The following is a 15,574-nucleotide window of genomic DNA, read 5'->3' as shown; positions in this document are numbered from 1 at the left end:
TTTCACAAAAATCCTGTATAATATTATCCATAAGAGACTTTCCTTACAGTAATTTTACACTAAGATAAAATTATACTGAGAATTATGTTCCTTATGCTATTTATAATTTATTTATCAATTGTTTTAGAAGCAATATAGTATATACGAAATGTACTAAACATAAACCAATAAAGTTGTAAGGTGGTAAGAAAAATGACAATTCAGATATATTTAGTTTTTTATGCTAACCTTTATTATCTATTTAATAGGAACGCTGGCATATTCTACTAGAATTGTGGGAATAAGAACCGGCAGAATTGCAGTATCTTTTGCTGTATTCAATGTTTTTGTGCTCATACAAAGAACGGCCAATACTATTCAAGCTCCATTATTAGCAAAAACTATTGAAAATGGTATAAACACCGGCAATTCTGGTAACTTGCTTTATATTTTCAGATGGATAATTTTTTCTATTACTTTAGCTACCATAGCTGGAGCAGTTTTAATGCCAACTTTTATAAAAGTGTTTGACAAATTAGTTACATCATTTAGTGCTTATAGATCCTTACCTAAGTTGATGATTCATGCATTTTCCAAATCGGGAATTGAGCAATTTAGAAATAGCATTTCAATTCCTAAAAGAGAAAATTTATCTGAATTGAGAAACTTTAGGAAGACCCCGAAAAAGGTGATTTTATTAAATGTTATTGCATTTTCTATATCCAGCGTAAGTGTTTTATCATCACTGTATGCTGGGTGCCTGAGTCCAAATTTGAGAACTACTTGTAGCACGCTGGCATCTGTAGTTAACAGTGTTTCAACAATATTTATGGTTATATTTATTGATCCTTATTTATCTATGATGACTGATGATGTGATAAAAGGGGAGTGCACAGAATTAGAATTTAATCGCTGTATAATCTTTATTGTTGCTGGATTGATTGTAGGTAGCATATTAGCACAATTTATATTAGTATCTGCTTCAAATCTAATAGTAATTATAGCAAAGTTGATTTAAATGGTGAAATAAAATTAATTTGTTGTAATTGACACTAGAGGAGGTTTATTAAGTGGCAAAAGGGGTAATACATATATGCTGTTCTGACAGTGCCTGGGCGGGTATGAGATATGCAGTTAGAACAGGGCTGCTGGAGGGTAAAAAAGTAATAGGATTTTTTGACGATCTATCCAATGGTCCTATAGATGAACTCATTGAATTAAAAGAAAGAATTAATTGACATAAAAAAATATATATTGAAGAAAATAGCATAATTTTTGGGGAGATCCAGGAGCATTATAAAAAACTTGCTGAGGATCTGACGAAAATTAAAGATGAAGATATTTATATATGGTATAGCAACAATGTAAAGGAAATTTGTAGAATGTTGTATATTCTATCTACGATTAAAGACAGAATTCATAATTTGTATACCATAAATGTATCAGATATTACTTATAATATCGGAAAAAGAAATGAATTTACACCAAGAGCAGTGGGAGAAGTTATTCCTGAAAGGTTGAGTGAATTTACAGGAGTAAAGGATTTAATGGGCTTTAGCAAGTGCTCCAGTTTAATGGCACTGTGGGAGAAACTGAAGAGAGAAAACTTAATTCTGCGTATTTGTGAAGGCAATGAAGTTAAAAGTGTTCAAGTGGATTATTTTGACGACATGATCCTTCGTTATACATATAGAAATTTTATATGTAGTGCGAGAACAGTAGGGGAAGTCATAGGTAAAGCTAAAAATTATGTATCTGATATCTTTATTTTCTGGAGAATAACAGAACTGATAAAAGAGAGTAAAATTGACTATAGAGGTAATTTAAGCCTCATGCGAGAATTAAAAATAAAAAAATCATAAAAAATGGGAGGCTTATTTTATGCTAAAAGAGTCTGGAAAATTAATAATCAGATTTTCAATTGTCACATTAGGAATCATTATAATTGCTTTTGTCGTATCCTCACTTATCCAGCCGGATATCTTTAAGTTTATTAACTGGGCGGACAATAAAGGCATAGGAACCAGTAAAACACAATTAGAAAAATTTCTTCAATATGTAATCAATAATGGAGTCAAAGTTCCACTGCAAATGTTTATTTTATCTCTTGTACCTATTCCATTTATTTACTACTTGCCTATTGCATTAACCGCAGCTGTTACAGGTTTCATTTTTTACTTACCGTTGACACCGGATTTGCAGGGCAAAATAACAATTCCTGAGATTTTTTTAGGCATTTTACCTCATACCATAATTGAATTGTTTGCATTTCCTTTGCTTATTTTGGCTGCACTAATTGAAGCATTTATTATACCACACATAGGATAACAAAATAAAGATAATATCTAAAGTATAATGGACGATTGATCAGTAAATGCAGTATAATTGGTTATGAATATAAGAATATGCTGGGTTATATGGTATATTTTGATATTTAATTATTAAGAAAGAGGTAAGAATATGAGAAAAAGAGACAAGTTGATAATTTCTTTGCTGGTGATAGTTGTAATGATTGCGGTAGTAGGTATATTTTTAAATAAAGGTATTTCTTATGGTGAATTTTCTAATAGTTATTTAACGAGTACATCAGATGGTGATAGAAGTTTCTTCAGCCATACAAATGATATGGAAGCTGATTCTGGAAAAAGTTTTGATTTTGGCAAATTTGATGGAAGATGGTCATTGATGGAATTTACTTCTCCGAAAAACAATAAGATAACTATAACCGATGATACAAAAATTAATAATGGTAAATTTATTGTTGTGATATTAGACCCGAATTATAATATTATTAGTAAAACTAGCTATAATAACAAAACATCTTTAAATTTCACAACTTCCAAACAGGGAAAATATATAATTAGAATTGCTGGAAAAAAAGCAAGTGGCCATTTTGGTATAAAAATTGATTCAGCTAGTGGTATAGATATTAAATATAATGACTTTTTTGGGTAGTATTTTGTAAGGTAAGGAGAATGAAATTGAATCAAAAAATACGGGAAAAAATTTTTGAACTGTCAGATGAAAAATACAAGGAATTCAATACTAAGATATCTCCCACTGATTCCAGTATAATTGGAGTTAGAATGCCTCTCTTGAGAAAACTTGCAAAGGAAATAGCAAAAGGAGATTGGAGAGAATATCTCAAAACAGCTGAAAGTGACTACTATGAGGAAATAATGCTTCAGGGGATAGTGATAGGGTGTGTAAAGGTAGATGTAGAGGAAAGACTTCGGCTTATTGGTGAGTTTATTCCTAAGATTGACGGCTGGGGTATTTGTGACAGCTTTTGTAATGGACTTAAATTCATAAAGTTAAATAAAGAAAGAGTTTGGAATTTTATACAGCCCTATTTGAAATCAGATAAAGAATTTTATATTCGTTTTGGAGTAGTGGTTCTGCTGGATTTCTATATAGATGAAGTTTATATAAATCCTGTGCTTGATATTTTGGATAAGGTAAAGAAAGATGACTATTATGTAAAAATGGCAGTTGCCTGGGCTGTGTCAATTTGTTATATAAAATTTCCCCAAAGCACAATGCTATATTTAAAGAATAATTCTTTAGATGATTTTACATATAATAAATCACTTCAGAAAATAGCGGAATCTTACAGGGTTGATGATGGGACAAAGTTAATTATTAAAAACATGAAACGTAAATAACCATAGGAATATGCATAAGTGTTCAAAAAAATATTTATATGCTAGCTTCAGGTATTGTTTTGGAAGGTTTTAGTTATTTGCTATTTGTTCTTTTTACAGGAAGACTGAATCCAGGAAGACAAGCGCATTTTTTCTCCCTAATTTAAATATATTAGTATAATGTTTCACTGTGTAGTTAAAAGTAATAAGAGTGTTGCATGAAAATAATAAGTATAATAATAATATTAAAGAAAAGGAGAAAATATGAGTCAAGGATTAATTTCTTTATTTATACCAATTGTAGTTATTATATTAGCGATGATTACAAAAGAAATTATATCTGCACTTGTTGTGGGTATTTTAGCCGGGGGTATATTTTTAGCAAATGGAAATATAATTAATGGGTGCATTATAGCTGTTGAACATCTTGTTAAATCGGCAGCAGGTGAAGAGAGCATATATATAATAATGTTTTTATTCATATTTGGAGCTTTTGGAGAAATTATGAAATTATCCGGCGGAATAAAAGGATTTTCAGAGATTGCAAGCAAATATGTAAAAACTGAAAAAGGAGCTTTGGGAAGTGTATGGCTGGTATCTATTTTCACTTTTATTGATTGTTGTTTTCATGCCATTTCTTCAGGAACTATCGGCAAGGTACTGATAGAGAAAACGAAAGGCAGCAGGGATAAATTAGCTGTAATAGTGAATATAACCTCCTGCCTATTAATTATTTTAATTCCATTTGGAACTACCTACGTAGGCTATATAGTAGGGGTCATTAATTCATCCTTGAGTAAAGTAGGAGTTAATCAATCAGCTTATAATTTATATATTAGGAGCATACCATATAATTTCTATGCTATTATTATGATACTCATAAGCATAGGTATAATATTTTTTAACATGAAATTTGATAAAATGGTTGATAGAATTAATGATTCAAAAGAAACTAGTCAAAAAAATGTACACGATCATGAAGCACATGAACAGTGTGAATTTGAAGAAAAAGCTCCACCAAGGCCACTTAATTTAATTTTTCCATTAATAATACTTATTTTAACTACATTTTTTTTCTTTTGGTATACTGGAAAAGGCAAAGGACAGGGATTTTTAGGGGCTGTAATGAATGCAGAATTTGAGAAATCTATTTTAATATCAGGTGCAGTCTCACTTGTTGTTACAACGATATTTTATCTAATTCAAAAAATTCCCATGGATGAAATAGAAAGTCACTTTTTAATAGGTGGAAATGAAATGATGCCTCCTATAATAGTTTTGATTTTAAGTTGGGGATTATCAAGTATAATAAAAGATTTAGGATTCACAAAATTTATTATCAATACAATTGGACCGCAAATACCAATTGTACTAATACCAGTTATGATATTTTTAATAGGGTGTGCAGCATCCTATTTTATGGGTTCTGCCTGGGGAACATGGGCATTATTAATGCCGATAGCTATACTTCTTGCAATGACCACCAATTCCAGTTTGCCATTAGTTATCGGAGCCGTACTTACTAGCGGTTCTCTAGGTGACAATGCTTCACCTCTTGGTGAAACTGCAATACTATCATCTACAATAGCTGAAGTTCCCTTAATGAAGCATGTCAAGACAATCTTACCGTATAGTATCATATCCATAATAATCTCTTCCATATTATTTATAATATTTACATTTCTAGTTTAAGAAGATAAAATTTTTATGCTTTATTCTCAAAATATATGTGATACACCAAGAAGAATTTAAACATATCATCAGGATTATGCTATAAAATGGAAATACTAAATGAGCAAATTTATTTAATATTCAGAAACAGAAAGTATCGAAAATAATTAATTTGGAATATACCAGTAAGCATCCGTCCCGTCACCTTGTATGACTGCCCCTTCCGGCACTTCCTTCAGTGCGTGAAATATAGTATCGTAGTCAGCAGTTGACATACCCAGGCTGCACCATGCAAATATAAATACTATGGTATTTAATGTAGGGTGAGTTAAAGGGATGAATAACCAAAGGATGAATGGTATAACTCCCAGTACAAATGATGGAAAGAAACCTATAAATATATACCTCCATTTTGGAACTGGGTAAGTTGACATTACACCCAGCCCGGCATAGGAATAAAACATTTCCACTTCAGCTTCTGACGGATAGGCAATGGCATGAAGAAATTCGTGAATTATTATGGAAGAGAATCCTAATATAATTCCCAAAGTCCTTCCCAAATACGTAAATATAAGTCCGTGTGTAATAAATTTGGATTTTATAAATAGAAGAAATACTCCCAATAAAAGAATTGGAACGATAGCAATGTAGGATTCCCATATAAACTTTATATCATAAAAATAAGCTGCATTTTTTGGTATGTCACTTTTCAATAAGTTTTCAGATTTAAATTTTCCCTTCCACGATAATTTCATATATAATCCTCCCAAATAATAATAAATACTTATAAAAATATTTCTAAATTATATATTTTCAACATTATTTTAACACTTTTTATAAATATTTGTGAAAAAGTTCTACATAAGAGGTGAACAGTGTAGAACTTCTATAATTTATTTAGATCAGTAAACATTATAAATATTATGTAAATTAAAATAAAATGTAAACTTAAACCTACCAAAATAGATAAAAAACATTGTATATAGAAAAGGCCCGGCAATTCAACATTACCAAGCCTTTTCTATAATAAATGAGGAAAATTCAATTATTGATTTTTCCAAAATGCTTTTTTAAATTACAGGTTGTAAGATAGGGATTGTTCGAACACATTACAAAGGACATTACGGCAGCACCACAAACACCAGTTTTTAGGACTTCGTCTATATTTGTTTCATTTATACCGCCTATTGCTATAACCGGAATTGAAACTTCATCCAGTATATCCTTTAAAAATGCAATTCCTCTGGGTTTTAACCCTTTTTTACAATCTGTTTTGAAAATATGCCCTGCAAGGAGGTAGTCTGCACCTTTTTCCTGTGCTTTTACTGCCTCCAAAGTGCTGTGGACAGATACTCCCAAAATACCGTTAAACTTGAAATGTCCGTTCATATAATTTAAATAGCTTGTATGAAATCCTTCGGCATTTATCTTCAAGGCAGCTTCCATATTGCTGTTTATTATAAGAGGTACATTTTGGGGTTCTGTTATCTTTTTAATATTTTCAGCAATTGGGATTATTTTATCGGAATTCAAATCTTTTTCCCTCAGGATTACGGCATCTGCGCCTGCAAGTACGGATTCTCTTATTATATCCAGCATGTTTTTATTTTTTACGAGCTTTCTATTTGTCACTAAAAATAAATTTTGTTTCACAGTGCCAAAGGCTCCCAATCCTTCATTACAGGGAAATATCCCTTTTTGATTATGGCCTGTTTTACTTCTTCCAGACTTCTTTTATCGGAGTTGTCGAATTGCATTTCACCTGGATTCTTTAGCGTGTGGCCTCCAACTTCCGTAGTCACGCCCGCAGACATTTTTGTTACCCCGAGAGGTATGAGATTGTCTCTTGTCTCTCTGGATTCCCTTGTAGTTATGTTGGTACCTGATCTTGGAATAAATAGTTTGAGTGCAAGAAGTATCTGAACCATATTTTTATCGTTTATTTCATGCAGATCGTTGAAGGAGCCGGCATGGGGTCTTATTCTCGGAACCGAAAAGTTTACATCAACTCCGGGGAATTTTTTCTGGATATATGCACCGTGCAGTCCGCCAAAGAAAGCTTCCTGTCTCCAGTCATAGAGGCCGTACAGCGGACCCAGTCCTACTGAATATATACCTGCTTCACAGGCTCTTTCTGGAGTTTCAAGCCTATATCTGTAGTTTTTCTTTGGACCTCCAAGATGAACCTTTGAATATACCTCCTGGTTGTAAGTCTCCTGGTACATGGTCAGACTGTCTGCACCAGCTTTGACAAGTTCTTCGTATTCTTCCTCTTTGAGTGAATATATTTCGAGACATATCGAACTGAAATACTTGTTCATTATTTTTACACAATCTCTTATATAGGAGACAGGCGAATATTTTCTGGATTCCCCCGTTAAAATTATTACATGTCTGAATCCCATATCGTGTACAGCTTTTGATTCTGTGTCAACTTCATCGAGAGTAAGCACTTTTCTGTTTATTTTATTTGTACAATTATATCCACAATAAGCACATTTGTTTGAACAGTAGTTGGCAACGTACATCGGAGTGTACATGACCACATTTTTCCCAAAGTATTTAAGTGAAAGCCTGTGGGATTTCTGTGCCATTTCTTCCATATGCTTTTCGGCAGTAGGGGAGAGAAGGGCCAGAAAGTCCCATTTATCCAGTTTTTCTTTGTCAATTATTTTTTCAATCTGCCTATCTGTCACTTTTTCAAAGAAGTCCTGGTAATCAAAGTCTTTGAATTTTTGTACTACATCATAAAAAGTCATTTTAAACATCTCCTATTTTATCTTAAAAACCCTGTAAGTGGGGATGAGGCACTGGCGGTTTCTTTTTCGGCACCGGGTCTTGAAAGAAAAGCTTTTCTCCCTGCCTGTATTGCAAGTTTGAATGCATCAGCCATAAGTACTGGATCTCCTGCTGTTGCAAGGGCCGTATTTGCAAGTACCGCATCTGCACCCATTTCCATGGCTTCTGCAGCGTGGGAAGGTTTGCCTATACCTGCATCTATTACAATGGGAATATCTATTTCATCAATTATAATTTTCAAGAGTTCTTTGGTTTTAAGTCCTCTGTTTGTGCCTATGGGAGCACCAAGCGGCATCACTGCAGCAGCGCCGGCATCTACCAATCTCCTTGCATCCATTAAATCTGGGCTTATGTAGGGAAGCACAACGAATCCTTCTTTTACAAGAGCTTCAGTAGCCTTTAAAGTTTCATAATTGTCGGGAAGAAGATATTTGCTGTCCGGAATAACTTCTATTTTAACCCAGTTGCCGCAGCCGATTGCTTTGGCCAAATGTGCCAGCCTTATGGCTTCCTCTGCATTTCTTGCACCGGATGTATTTGCCACGAGTATGCAGCTTTTATCTATGAAATTCAATATATTGTCATCCGGGTCCGTAGCATGGATATCTACACGTCTCAGCGCTACAGTTATAATCTGTGCACTGGAGCTTTTTATGATGTCAGGCACTATTTTGTTTGAAGTAAATTTACCAGTTCCAATAAAAAATCTGCTTTTTATCTTTTTATTTGCTATTGTAAGTTCATCCATAAATTAAAATCTCCTTTTATTTGATCTGTTTGTATGACAATGTAACATATAAAATATTTAACCACCTCCAACATAGCGTATAATTTCCACCTTGGAGCTGCTTGAGAGCTTTTTGGATTTATACTGCTCTTTGTCTACCAGTTCCAAATCCACTTCAACTGCTACTGTTTCCGCATTTATGTTTAATTTATCAAGTAATTGAGATACAGTCATACCTGAAGCAAGATCCATCTTTTCTCCGTTTACAAACATTTTTCCACCTTCTTTCCAAAAGCAGTTTTTAGTCGTCATCCCGAAGTATATTTATGTTTTTACCTTCCATGACTTTGTTCATATTTCTTACGGCACACATTTTACCGCACATGGTGCAGGTTTTTTTATCTTCTGGCATTGAACTTTCCCTATATTTTTTGGCTTTTTCAGGATCTATTGAAACAGCAAATATCTTGTCCCAATCAAGCTTTCTCCTGGCTTGAGCCATTTCATTGTCCCAGTCTCTTGCACCTTTGATTCCATTTGCAATATCTGCGGCATGTGCAGCTATTTTTGCAGCTATGATTCCGTCTTTCATATCTTGAAGGTCGGGAAGCCTCAAGTGTTCAGCAGGGGTTACATAACACAGGAAATCCGCCCCGTGAGCCGCCGCAATGGCACCACCTATGGCACTTGTAATGTGATCGTATCCAGGAGCTATGTCCGTCACTATTGGACCGAGTACATAAAAGGGGGCATCATGACACAGCTTTTTTTCAAGCTCCATGTTGGCTTCTATTTCGTTTAATGCCATATGACCCGGACCTTCTATCATTACCTGTACATTTCTTTTCCAGGCTCTTTTTGCAAGTTCGCTTAAAGTCATTAGCTCCTTTACCTGGCTTGGATCCGTAGAATCTTTTATACATCCGGATCTGCATGCATCTCCCAAACTTATGGTCACATCGTATTTCTCACATATGTCAAGAACTCTGTCAAAGTATTCATAAAAGGGGTTCTCTCTGTTGTTCAAATTCATCCAGGCATAGAGTAAACTTCCCCCTCTCGATACAAAATTCATAAGTCTTGGATTTCTCTTGAATACTTGTGCAGTTTCTCTGTTTATTCCAGCATGGATAGTCATAAAATCAACGCCGTCTTTTGCATGGGTTTCTATTACGTTAAGGAGTTCTTCAGCAGTTATGTCTTTCAATTCTTTGTCATAAAAACCAACTGCATCATAAATCGGGACAGTACCTATCATGGCAGGGGACATGGCTATTAATTTACTCCTGAATTCTCTTGTCTTTCCAAAGCAGCTGAGATCCATGATGGCTTCGGCCTTCATGTCTATTGCTTTTTTTACTTTGTCAAGTTCCAGGTTTACATTGGAGCAGTCTTTTGAAATGCCGAGGTTGACATTTATTTTCGTCTTCAGTCCTTTTCCCACACCTTCTGCACTTAATTTTTTGTGGTTTTTGTTGGCAGGGATGACAACTCTGCCCCTGGACATGCGATACATGAGATCACTCACATCCATCTTTTCTTTCTTGGCTACAGTTTGTATTTCCTTGGTGGCTATACCTTTTTTAGCTGCATCCATTTGAGTTGTATAATTCATTTTTTATCATTCTCCTTTTAATTTAATATATAAAAAATGAGAAGCAAAATGCTTCTCGTAGGGTAATTAAAACTTTACATGTTTTAAGACGGCATAAATTATCCCTACGTTGGCATTATCCAAATCAGGTTATGAGGGTAAAAGATAACATCTTATTCTCAGCCCATTGATACAGGCTCCCCTATAACATAATATTTGATTTTTTAAAAAAAGGAGTGTTTGCATGCAAACACTCCCTGAATATACATATTAAGCATTTGATTCCTTACGGTAGTGTTAACTACATCAAGTTCAAAGAGTCAGGTTCAACCTTCTCAACCATATTGGTTCCTCCACAAACAATTTTATTTTCTTTTATTGACTTTAATATAACATAAATTACATGTGAAATCAAGATATATGTCACAGAATATTAATAGCCAACTGCTGACGATGGTTGTCTGAAATTAGGATAACCACCTGGGTGTCTAGAAATATGCCTTGGAAAATCAATAGATCTGCGTCTGAAATTTTGAGCGTTATTGTTATAGCTTGAATTGGTAGTTGTGGTAAATGATTCGCCGTCTGTGCCAATTTCAGAAGGATAGATCGCGATGTTTCCACTGCCTGATATCATGGCAACAGGATGGACGTTGTTGCTGGAATTTTTCAAAGAGTTTTCATTGACTTTGGCCGATTGATATTTTACCGTATCGGTATTTGCCAATGGAAGCAGCTGGTTGTACTGGTTAGAAGGATCTTCGCTTATCCATTCTGCCGATGTACCAATTCCCTGTTCATAGGAAGAATCGAGTTCTGTGGATATGGTCTTAGTTTCTACCTTACCATCGGGTTCAGCTGCAGTAAATGTTAAATTCCATGTGGAATCTGAAACTTTGGATATACTTACATTAATGACTGATCCCATGGGAATGCTCAGTATATTTTGAGCAGCATACGGAAGCTTTTCCCAGAAAACTTCTGCAGTAGGTTGTCCATTTTTTATTTCCTCTATAGTTCCAATCTGGAGAAGATCTTCAGAATTTACCCCTCCAAGACCTATCCACTGTGCAGCTGAAGCACTTTGCCTGCTGCTTGAAATTCCAGGTACTGTCCAACTTCCGGAAATACTTGTATAGCTGCTGCCTTTAGACATAGGTACAGATATATATCCTGCCCAATTACCGGATTTTTCAGTATTGGATGGAAGATTCGCGGTATTTACAGCACCGCGCTGCTGGTAGTCCTGAATCGAATGGATTGTAATACCATTGTTGAATTGTTCTTTTGCAATTACAGGACCGGGTACACTTCCCAATATCATAAATAATGCCAGCAGCAGGATCTGCAGCCTTTTTAAAATATTCTTCATTAGATGGTTTTCCCTCCCTTTATATTTATATCAAATTTATTTACTATTTATAGTTTCTCGCTGGCATATTACAAAACCGTGTTAATAATATTGCCATATTGTAAATTTTTTTGAATGAATATGATACTGCGGGATTATGCTATAATAAATTTAATGATGGATATAAGACTCAATGGATGAGAATAAATTTTGAAGGAGGAGTTACCGTGATAGCTGATAAATTTGATGTGTTTTTATTTGATTTGGATGGGGTCATTTACATAGAGGGTAGTCCTCTTCCGGGAGCAGTGGAATCCCTTAAGATCCTTCGTGAAATGGGAAAGACAATTAGATTTTTGACAAACAATCCCTGCACGACGCAGAAAAAAATGGTAGAACGTCTGAAAAAAATTGGGATAGAGGCACATATTGAAGAGATAATTACTGCGGGCCAGGTGACGGCCCAGTATCTAGAAAGGGAGAATATAAAAACTGCATTTATCCTTGGAGATGAGAATTTAAAATGGGAATGCAAACAGGCAGGTATTGAAATTGACAGTATAATTAACGCAGAGGCGGTTGTAGTTGGGTGGGACGATTCACTGTGTTTTGGGGATATTAAAAAGGCAGTACAATTGATTGATAACGGTGCAAAATTTATTGGGACAAATATCGATAGAAATTTTCCAGGTAAAAAGGGTCTGCTTCCAGCAGCCGGGGCAATTGTGAAGGCTGTTTGGACGGCGTCGGAAAAGAAACCTATAATTATAGGAAAACCCTATCCATATATGTTTAGAAAAGCTCTTGAAGATTTAAAGGCATCCTCCAAAACAATAATGATAGGGGACAACTATTTTAGTGATATTTTAGGAGCCCATCAGACGGGAATATCAGCTGTCTTAATATCTGAAGGGAAAGCGAATAAATTCCCTTCAGCCAGAGATTTCCGTAATCCAGATGCTGCTATTCCGAATTTAAAAGGACTGTTTGACGATGATGTAACAGTACGGAAGTGGATTTTGCCTCACTTTCCATGGCCGAATGATGGTGTCAAGGCAGGTGTTGCAGGCGTCATATTTGATAAATCAAGAAAAGTACTTCTTATGAGACGTGTGGATAATGGATTGTGGGGAATTCCTTCAGGTCATGTGGAACCCGGAGAAACGGTAGAAGAGGCAATTGTCAGGGAAATCAGGGAAGAAACCGGTTTAAAAGTAAAGATAAACCGTTTGATTGGAATTTATTCCGATCCGATTTCACAGGTTTTCTCTTATCCTGACGGTAAGATAGATCACTTTATTACAACTTGTTTTGAATGTGAAACTGTAGGGGGAAAGTTAATTAAAAGAGGTGAAGAGACACTGGATGTGAATTATTTTGATCTCAGCCATCTGCCTAAAAACCTTTTGCCGATGCATCCAACTTGGCTCAGGGACGCCATTCATAAAGAAAAAGGTTCCTATGTACGTTAAAAGGTTATGTTATCCGGAACTTTGCCGATAATATAATTATGAAGAATCTAATATATGGTTGTATATTTCGATTGTATGCGGTATGAGTATGTAATAATTATTTTATAAGTAGGAGATGTTTAATTTGGATGAAAAATATGTAGAGTTTGCTAAGGCCACATTGGATTATTTGCCGGATTTTTTTGATGAACAAGTGTCTGTTGCCCTTACTGACACGGAAAAGATCTTGAAGTTCAAGGAAAATGATAAACTGCCGGTGAAATTACATGAAGGTGATCCCCTTCCGGAATATGCCGCCCAGGTAGTCAAGGAGGGTAAATCTCTGATAAAATACATGAATGAAAAAGGTGAGGGGATACCATTTATGGTATATGTGATCCCAATAAAAAACAAAAATAATGAGATTGTCGGAACTTTCCTGCTGGCAAAGAATTTTGAAATGAATAAGAAAATTGGAGATCTAACCAAGGAACTTTCTGAATCACTTGAAAGTATATCGGCTGCTATAGAAGAGTGCACCGCCAGTGTCCAATCTGAAACGGAAAATAATAATAATGTGATTTCTGAACTGTCCAAGACGGATGAAAACATGAAAGGCACCAATGAAATCATAAAAATCATAGATGAAGTATCAAGTCAAACAAATCTTCTGGGACTAAATGCCGCCATAGAAGCCGCCAGGGCAGGCGAAGAGGGACGGGGCTTTAATGTAGTCGCACAGGAAATAAGGAAGTTATCCAACAGGAGCTCTGAATCTACAAAGCGCATAAGAGAAATACTGGATAACATAACTAAATCTGTTCAACTCATCAACAGCAAAATAAAGGAATCCAATAAATCTTTTGAAAGTCAGGCGGCAGCTTTTGAAGAAATTTCTGCCTCTATTCAGGAGATAGCACATAATTCCGGCGTACTGAAAGAATTAACTGATTCGAAACTTCATAATGCCATATGAAAAGCCCTCATATATATAATATATAATAAAATGAAGCGTACCAGCTTGTATAAATTCTGGTACGCTTTTTCTTTATTCCAATATCTCGTTTATAATTTTTCCGTCAGCGTCTTTTAGCTCGATTCCCAGTAATTTTGCTATAGTTGGTCCTTCATCAACAAGGTTCATGCTGTCTATAACTGCTCCATTTTTTATTCCCTTACCCCTCGCCATAAAAACTGTTGTATAATTTTTCCTATAGGGCAAATATCCGTGGGTGGCCCTTGTAATATTGTGAAATCTGTCTTCTTCCCCTGGTTTTATGTGTCTTATGATGTCCTGATCTATATCGTCCAGAAAATAAAATCCTTTTTTTGCTTCAAGCATGAAGGTACAGTTGGGATCGGCTCCCAACCTTATTACAGCATCTTTCCTGTATATTTTTTCAATGCATTGAATTTTTCTGTTGAAATTATATATTAGGGAATAGACTTCATCTGCCAATAATTTATCATCTCTATTTTTTAAATAAATATAGGCACATCCGTCACAATTTTTTGCTATTGCCTGGTAGCTTTTTATTTTTCCTTTTTTATCTACGTCAATGTATCCTTTGTTTTTCAGCAGTACATTCAAGTCTATAATCTTGTCCTCGTCCATACTGCTGTGATCACCTAAAATTATTACTGTACTGTCTTTTATATCATTTTCCTTTAGAACATCTATTATTTCGCCGAGCCTTTTATCATGCCTTAGGAGTGCATCTTTTGCCTCTTTGGAATAAAATCCGCTGCAGTGCCGCATGGAGTCAAGATCAGAGTAGTGGACAAATACTATGTCGGTTTTTTTATTTTTTATAGTGTATAAAAATGACTGATGGGTAAAATCATCTAATTCAGGTTCTTTTATACCATTTCTTATAAAACCGAATTTTCGATTCAGCTGAAATTGAAATAGGGGGCTCCCGTTTAACATGGATACGGTGGCTTGATTCTGCCAGGATCTATTGGCAAAGACCTCCGGCATATTGTATTGTATTCTGGAATTTGCTGTAACCGGCCAAAGGAGAGCTGCCACTGTCATTCCCCGATCTATTGCCAGATCATATATAGTACTTCCCTTTATATATTTTCTACTCCAGTACCAATCCGGTGATTTTCTGTTTGGCTGCAGCAGGGTATTGTTCACTATTCCGTGATTTTTAGGGTATTTTCCTGTCACAATACTGGTGTGGGCTGGATAGGTCAAAGAGGGATAAACACTATATACATTTTTACAGTAAGAAGCCCGGGAGAGAAATCTTTTAAAATTAGGCAGGGAAGAAATATAGTCAAAATCTAAAGTAGAAAGTCCGTCGAAGGATATTATATATAAGTGCTTTGTAAGTCTTTCCATCCAGAAAT

The 15,574-nt window shown here is 35.0% G+C and carries 15 protein-coding genes, 2 pseudogenes and 2 riboswitches; of the genes and pseudogenes, 9 read left to right on the top strand and 8 right to left on the bottom strand.

All coding sequences use genetic code 11. The features are described 5' to 3' along the window. Positions 1-192 precede the first annotated feature (192 nt). The 7 genes and pseudogenes from AB8S09_RS14360 (at position 193) to AB8S09_RS14330 (ending at position 5,315) form a co-directional block, all read left to right on the top strand. Positions 193-997, top strand: a pseudogene (locus AB8S09_RS14360) (lipid II flippase Amj family protein). A 52-nt stretch (positions 998-1,049) separates the two neighbouring features. Continuing rightward, positions 1,050-1,409: pseudogene (locus AB8S09_RS14355) on the top strand (DUF1835 domain-containing protein); the annotation flags it as partial. A 117-nt stretch (positions 1,410-1,526) separates the two neighbouring features. Beyond that, complete coding sequence (locus AB8S09_RS14350; RefSeq protein WP_369869379.1) at positions 1,527-1,841, top strand: DUF3658 domain-containing protein; 315 nt, start codon at positions 1,527-1,529, stop codon at positions 1,839-1,841. Positions 1,842-1,860: 19 nt separating this feature from the next. Continuing rightward, a complete protein-coding gene (locus tag AB8S09_RS14345) occupies positions 1,861-2,307 on the top strand; it encodes a stage II sporulation protein M (RefSeq protein WP_369869378.1) in 447 nt (148 codons plus the stop codon). Positions 2,308-2,439: 132 nt separating this feature from the next. Beyond that, positions 2,440-2,934 (top strand): hypothetical protein, encoded by a 495-nt coding sequence (locus AB8S09_RS14340; RefSeq protein ID WP_369869377.1) that lies wholly within the window; start codon positions 2,440-2,442, stop codon positions 2,932-2,934. A gap of 26 nt (positions 2,935-2,960) precedes the next feature. Then, positions 2,961-3,644 (top strand): DNA alkylation repair protein, encoded by a 684-nt coding sequence (locus AB8S09_RS14335; RefSeq protein ID WP_294184338.1) that lies wholly within the window; start codon positions 2,961-2,963, stop codon positions 3,642-3,644. 243 nt (positions 3,645-3,887) lie between these two features. After that, entirely contained in the window at positions 3,888-5,315 is a 1,428-nt protein-coding gene (locus AB8S09_RS14330) for a Na+/H+ antiporter NhaC family protein (RefSeq protein ID WP_369869376.1), read from the top strand. Between the two features lie 146 nt (positions 5,316-5,461). On the opposite strand, the gene AB8S09_RS14325 is transcribed toward AB8S09_RS14330, so the two are convergent. The 7 genes from AB8S09_RS14325 to AB8S09_RS14295 all read right to left on the bottom strand — a co-directional run bounded on the left by AB8S09_RS14325 (position 5,462) and on the right by AB8S09_RS14295 (position 11,786). After that, entirely contained in the window at positions 5,462-6,049 is a 588-nt protein-coding gene (locus AB8S09_RS14325) for a DUF3267 domain-containing protein (protein WP_369869374.1), read from the bottom strand. A gap of 286 nt (positions 6,050-6,335) precedes the next feature. Further along, positions 6,336-6,947: a thiamine phosphate synthase gene (locus AB8S09_RS14320; RefSeq protein WP_294184342.1), complete on the bottom strand. Its 612-nt coding sequence runs from the start codon at positions 6,945-6,947 to the stop codon at positions 6,336-6,338. After that, positions 6,944-8,053, bottom strand: a complete 1,110-nt coding sequence (gene thiH, locus AB8S09_RS14315) for a 2-iminoacetate synthase ThiH (protein ID WP_294184344.1) — start codon at positions 8,051-8,053, stop codon at positions 6,944-6,946. Before thiH ends, AB8S09_RS14320 begins: the two co-directional genes overlap by 4 nt. 17 nt (positions 8,054-8,070) lie before the next feature. After that, complete coding sequence (locus tag AB8S09_RS14310) at positions 8,071-8,841, bottom strand: thiazole synthase (protein ID WP_294184346.1); 771 nt, start codon at positions 8,839-8,841, stop codon at positions 8,071-8,073. A 57-nt stretch (positions 8,842-8,898) separates the two neighbouring features. Continuing rightward, positions 8,899-9,132, bottom strand: a complete 234-nt coding sequence (thiS, locus tag AB8S09_RS14305) for a sulfur carrier protein ThiS (protein WP_367112700.1) — start codon at positions 9,130-9,132, stop codon at positions 8,899-8,901. Beyond that, entirely contained in the window at positions 9,122-10,435 is a 1,314-nt protein-coding gene (gene thiC / locus AB8S09_RS14300) for a phosphomethylpyrimidine synthase ThiC (RefSeq protein ID WP_294184348.1), read from the bottom strand. Before thiC ends, thiS begins: the two co-directional genes overlap by 11 nt. 85 nt (positions 10,436-10,520) lie before the next feature. Next, positions 10,521-10,628: riboswitch (TPP riboswitch) on the bottom strand. A 51-nt stretch (positions 10,629-10,679) separates the two neighbouring features. Next, a riboswitch (TPP riboswitch) is annotated at positions 10,680-10,779 on the bottom strand. A gap of 68 nt (positions 10,780-10,847) precedes the next feature. Beyond that, on the bottom strand, positions 10,848-11,786 hold the full coding sequence (locus tag AB8S09_RS14295) for a G1 family glutamic endopeptidase (protein ID WP_294184350.1): 939 nt from the start codon (positions 11,784-11,786) through the stop codon (positions 10,848-10,850). A gap of 206 nt (positions 11,787-11,992) precedes the next feature. Between AB8S09_RS14295 and AB8S09_RS14290 the strand changes: the two genes are divergently transcribed. Together AB8S09_RS14290 and AB8S09_RS14285 are read left to right on the top strand one after the other, a co-directional pair. Continuing rightward, on the top strand, positions 11,993-13,237 hold the full coding sequence (locus tag AB8S09_RS14290) for an HAD-IIA family hydrolase (RefSeq protein ID WP_369869372.1): 1,245 nt from the start codon (positions 11,993-11,995) through the stop codon (positions 13,235-13,237). Between the two features lie 124 nt (positions 13,238-13,361). Further along, positions 13,362-14,192 carry a methyl-accepting chemotaxis protein gene (locus AB8S09_RS14285; protein ID WP_294184352.1) on the top strand — a complete coding sequence of 277 codons (831 nt, stop codon included), beginning with the start codon at positions 13,362-13,364 and terminating at the stop codon, positions 14,190-14,192. A gap of 72 nt (positions 14,193-14,264) precedes the next feature. Here AB8S09_RS14285 and AB8S09_RS14280 read toward each other — a convergent pair whose 3' ends face one another. Next, the gene (locus tag AB8S09_RS14280; protein WP_294184354.1) at positions 14,265-15,566 is read right to left on the bottom strand and encodes an alkaline phosphatase family protein; all 1,302 of its coding nucleotides are present in this window, start codon (positions 15,564-15,566) and stop codon (positions 14,265-14,267) included. Positions 15,567-15,574 lie beyond the last annotated feature (8 nt).

Origin of the sequence: Clostridium lapidicellarium, assembly GCF_041224415.1 — a bacterium.
Classification (GTDB): Bacteria; Bacillota; Clostridia; order Clostridiales; family Clostridiaceae; genus Clostridium_B; species Clostridium_B lapidicellarium.
Note: the sequence above shows the minus strand (reverse complement) of the source record. Positions and strands in the feature narration are given on the sequence as shown.

Coding starts and splice junctions, on each gene's coding strand:
- AB8S09_RS14280 (WP_294184354.1), bottom strand. CDS start 15,566: ATGGAAAGACTTACAAAGCACTTATATATAATATCCTTCGACGGACTT.
- AB8S09_RS14345 (WP_369869378.1), top strand. CDS start 1,861: ATGCTAAAAGAGTCTGGAAAATTAATAATCAGATTTTCAATTGTCACA.
- AB8S09_RS14350 (WP_369869379.1), top strand. CDS start 1,527: ATGGGCTTTAGCAAGTGCTCCAGTTTAATGGCACTGTGGGAGAAACTG.
- AB8S09_RS14340 (WP_369869377.1), top strand. CDS start 2,440: ATGAGAAAAAGAGACAAGTTGATAATTTCTTTGCTGGTGATAGTTGTA.
- thiC (WP_294184348.1), bottom strand. CDS start 10,435: ATGAATTATACAACTCAAATGGATGCAGCTAAAAAAGGTATAGCCACC.
- AB8S09_RS14310 (WP_294184346.1), bottom strand. CDS start 8,841: ATGGATGAACTTACAATAGCAAATAAAAAGATAAAAAGCAGATTTTTT.
- AB8S09_RS14325 (WP_369869374.1), bottom strand. CDS start 6,049: ATGAAATTATCGTGGAAGGGAAAATTTAAATCTGAAAACTTATTGAAA.
- AB8S09_RS14295 (WP_294184350.1), bottom strand. CDS start 11,786: ATGAAGAATATTTTAAAAAGGCTGCAGATCCTGCTGCTGGCATTATTT.
- AB8S09_RS14330 (WP_369869376.1), top strand. CDS start 3,888: ATGAGTCAAGGATTAATTTCTTTATTTATACCAATTGTAGTTATTATA.
- thiH (WP_294184344.1), bottom strand. CDS start 8,053: ATGACTTTTTATGATGTAGTACAAAAATTCAAAGACTTTGATTACCAG.
- thiS (WP_367112700.1), bottom strand. CDS start 9,132: ATGACGACTAAAAACTGCTTTTGGAAAGAAGGTGGAAAAATGTTTGTA.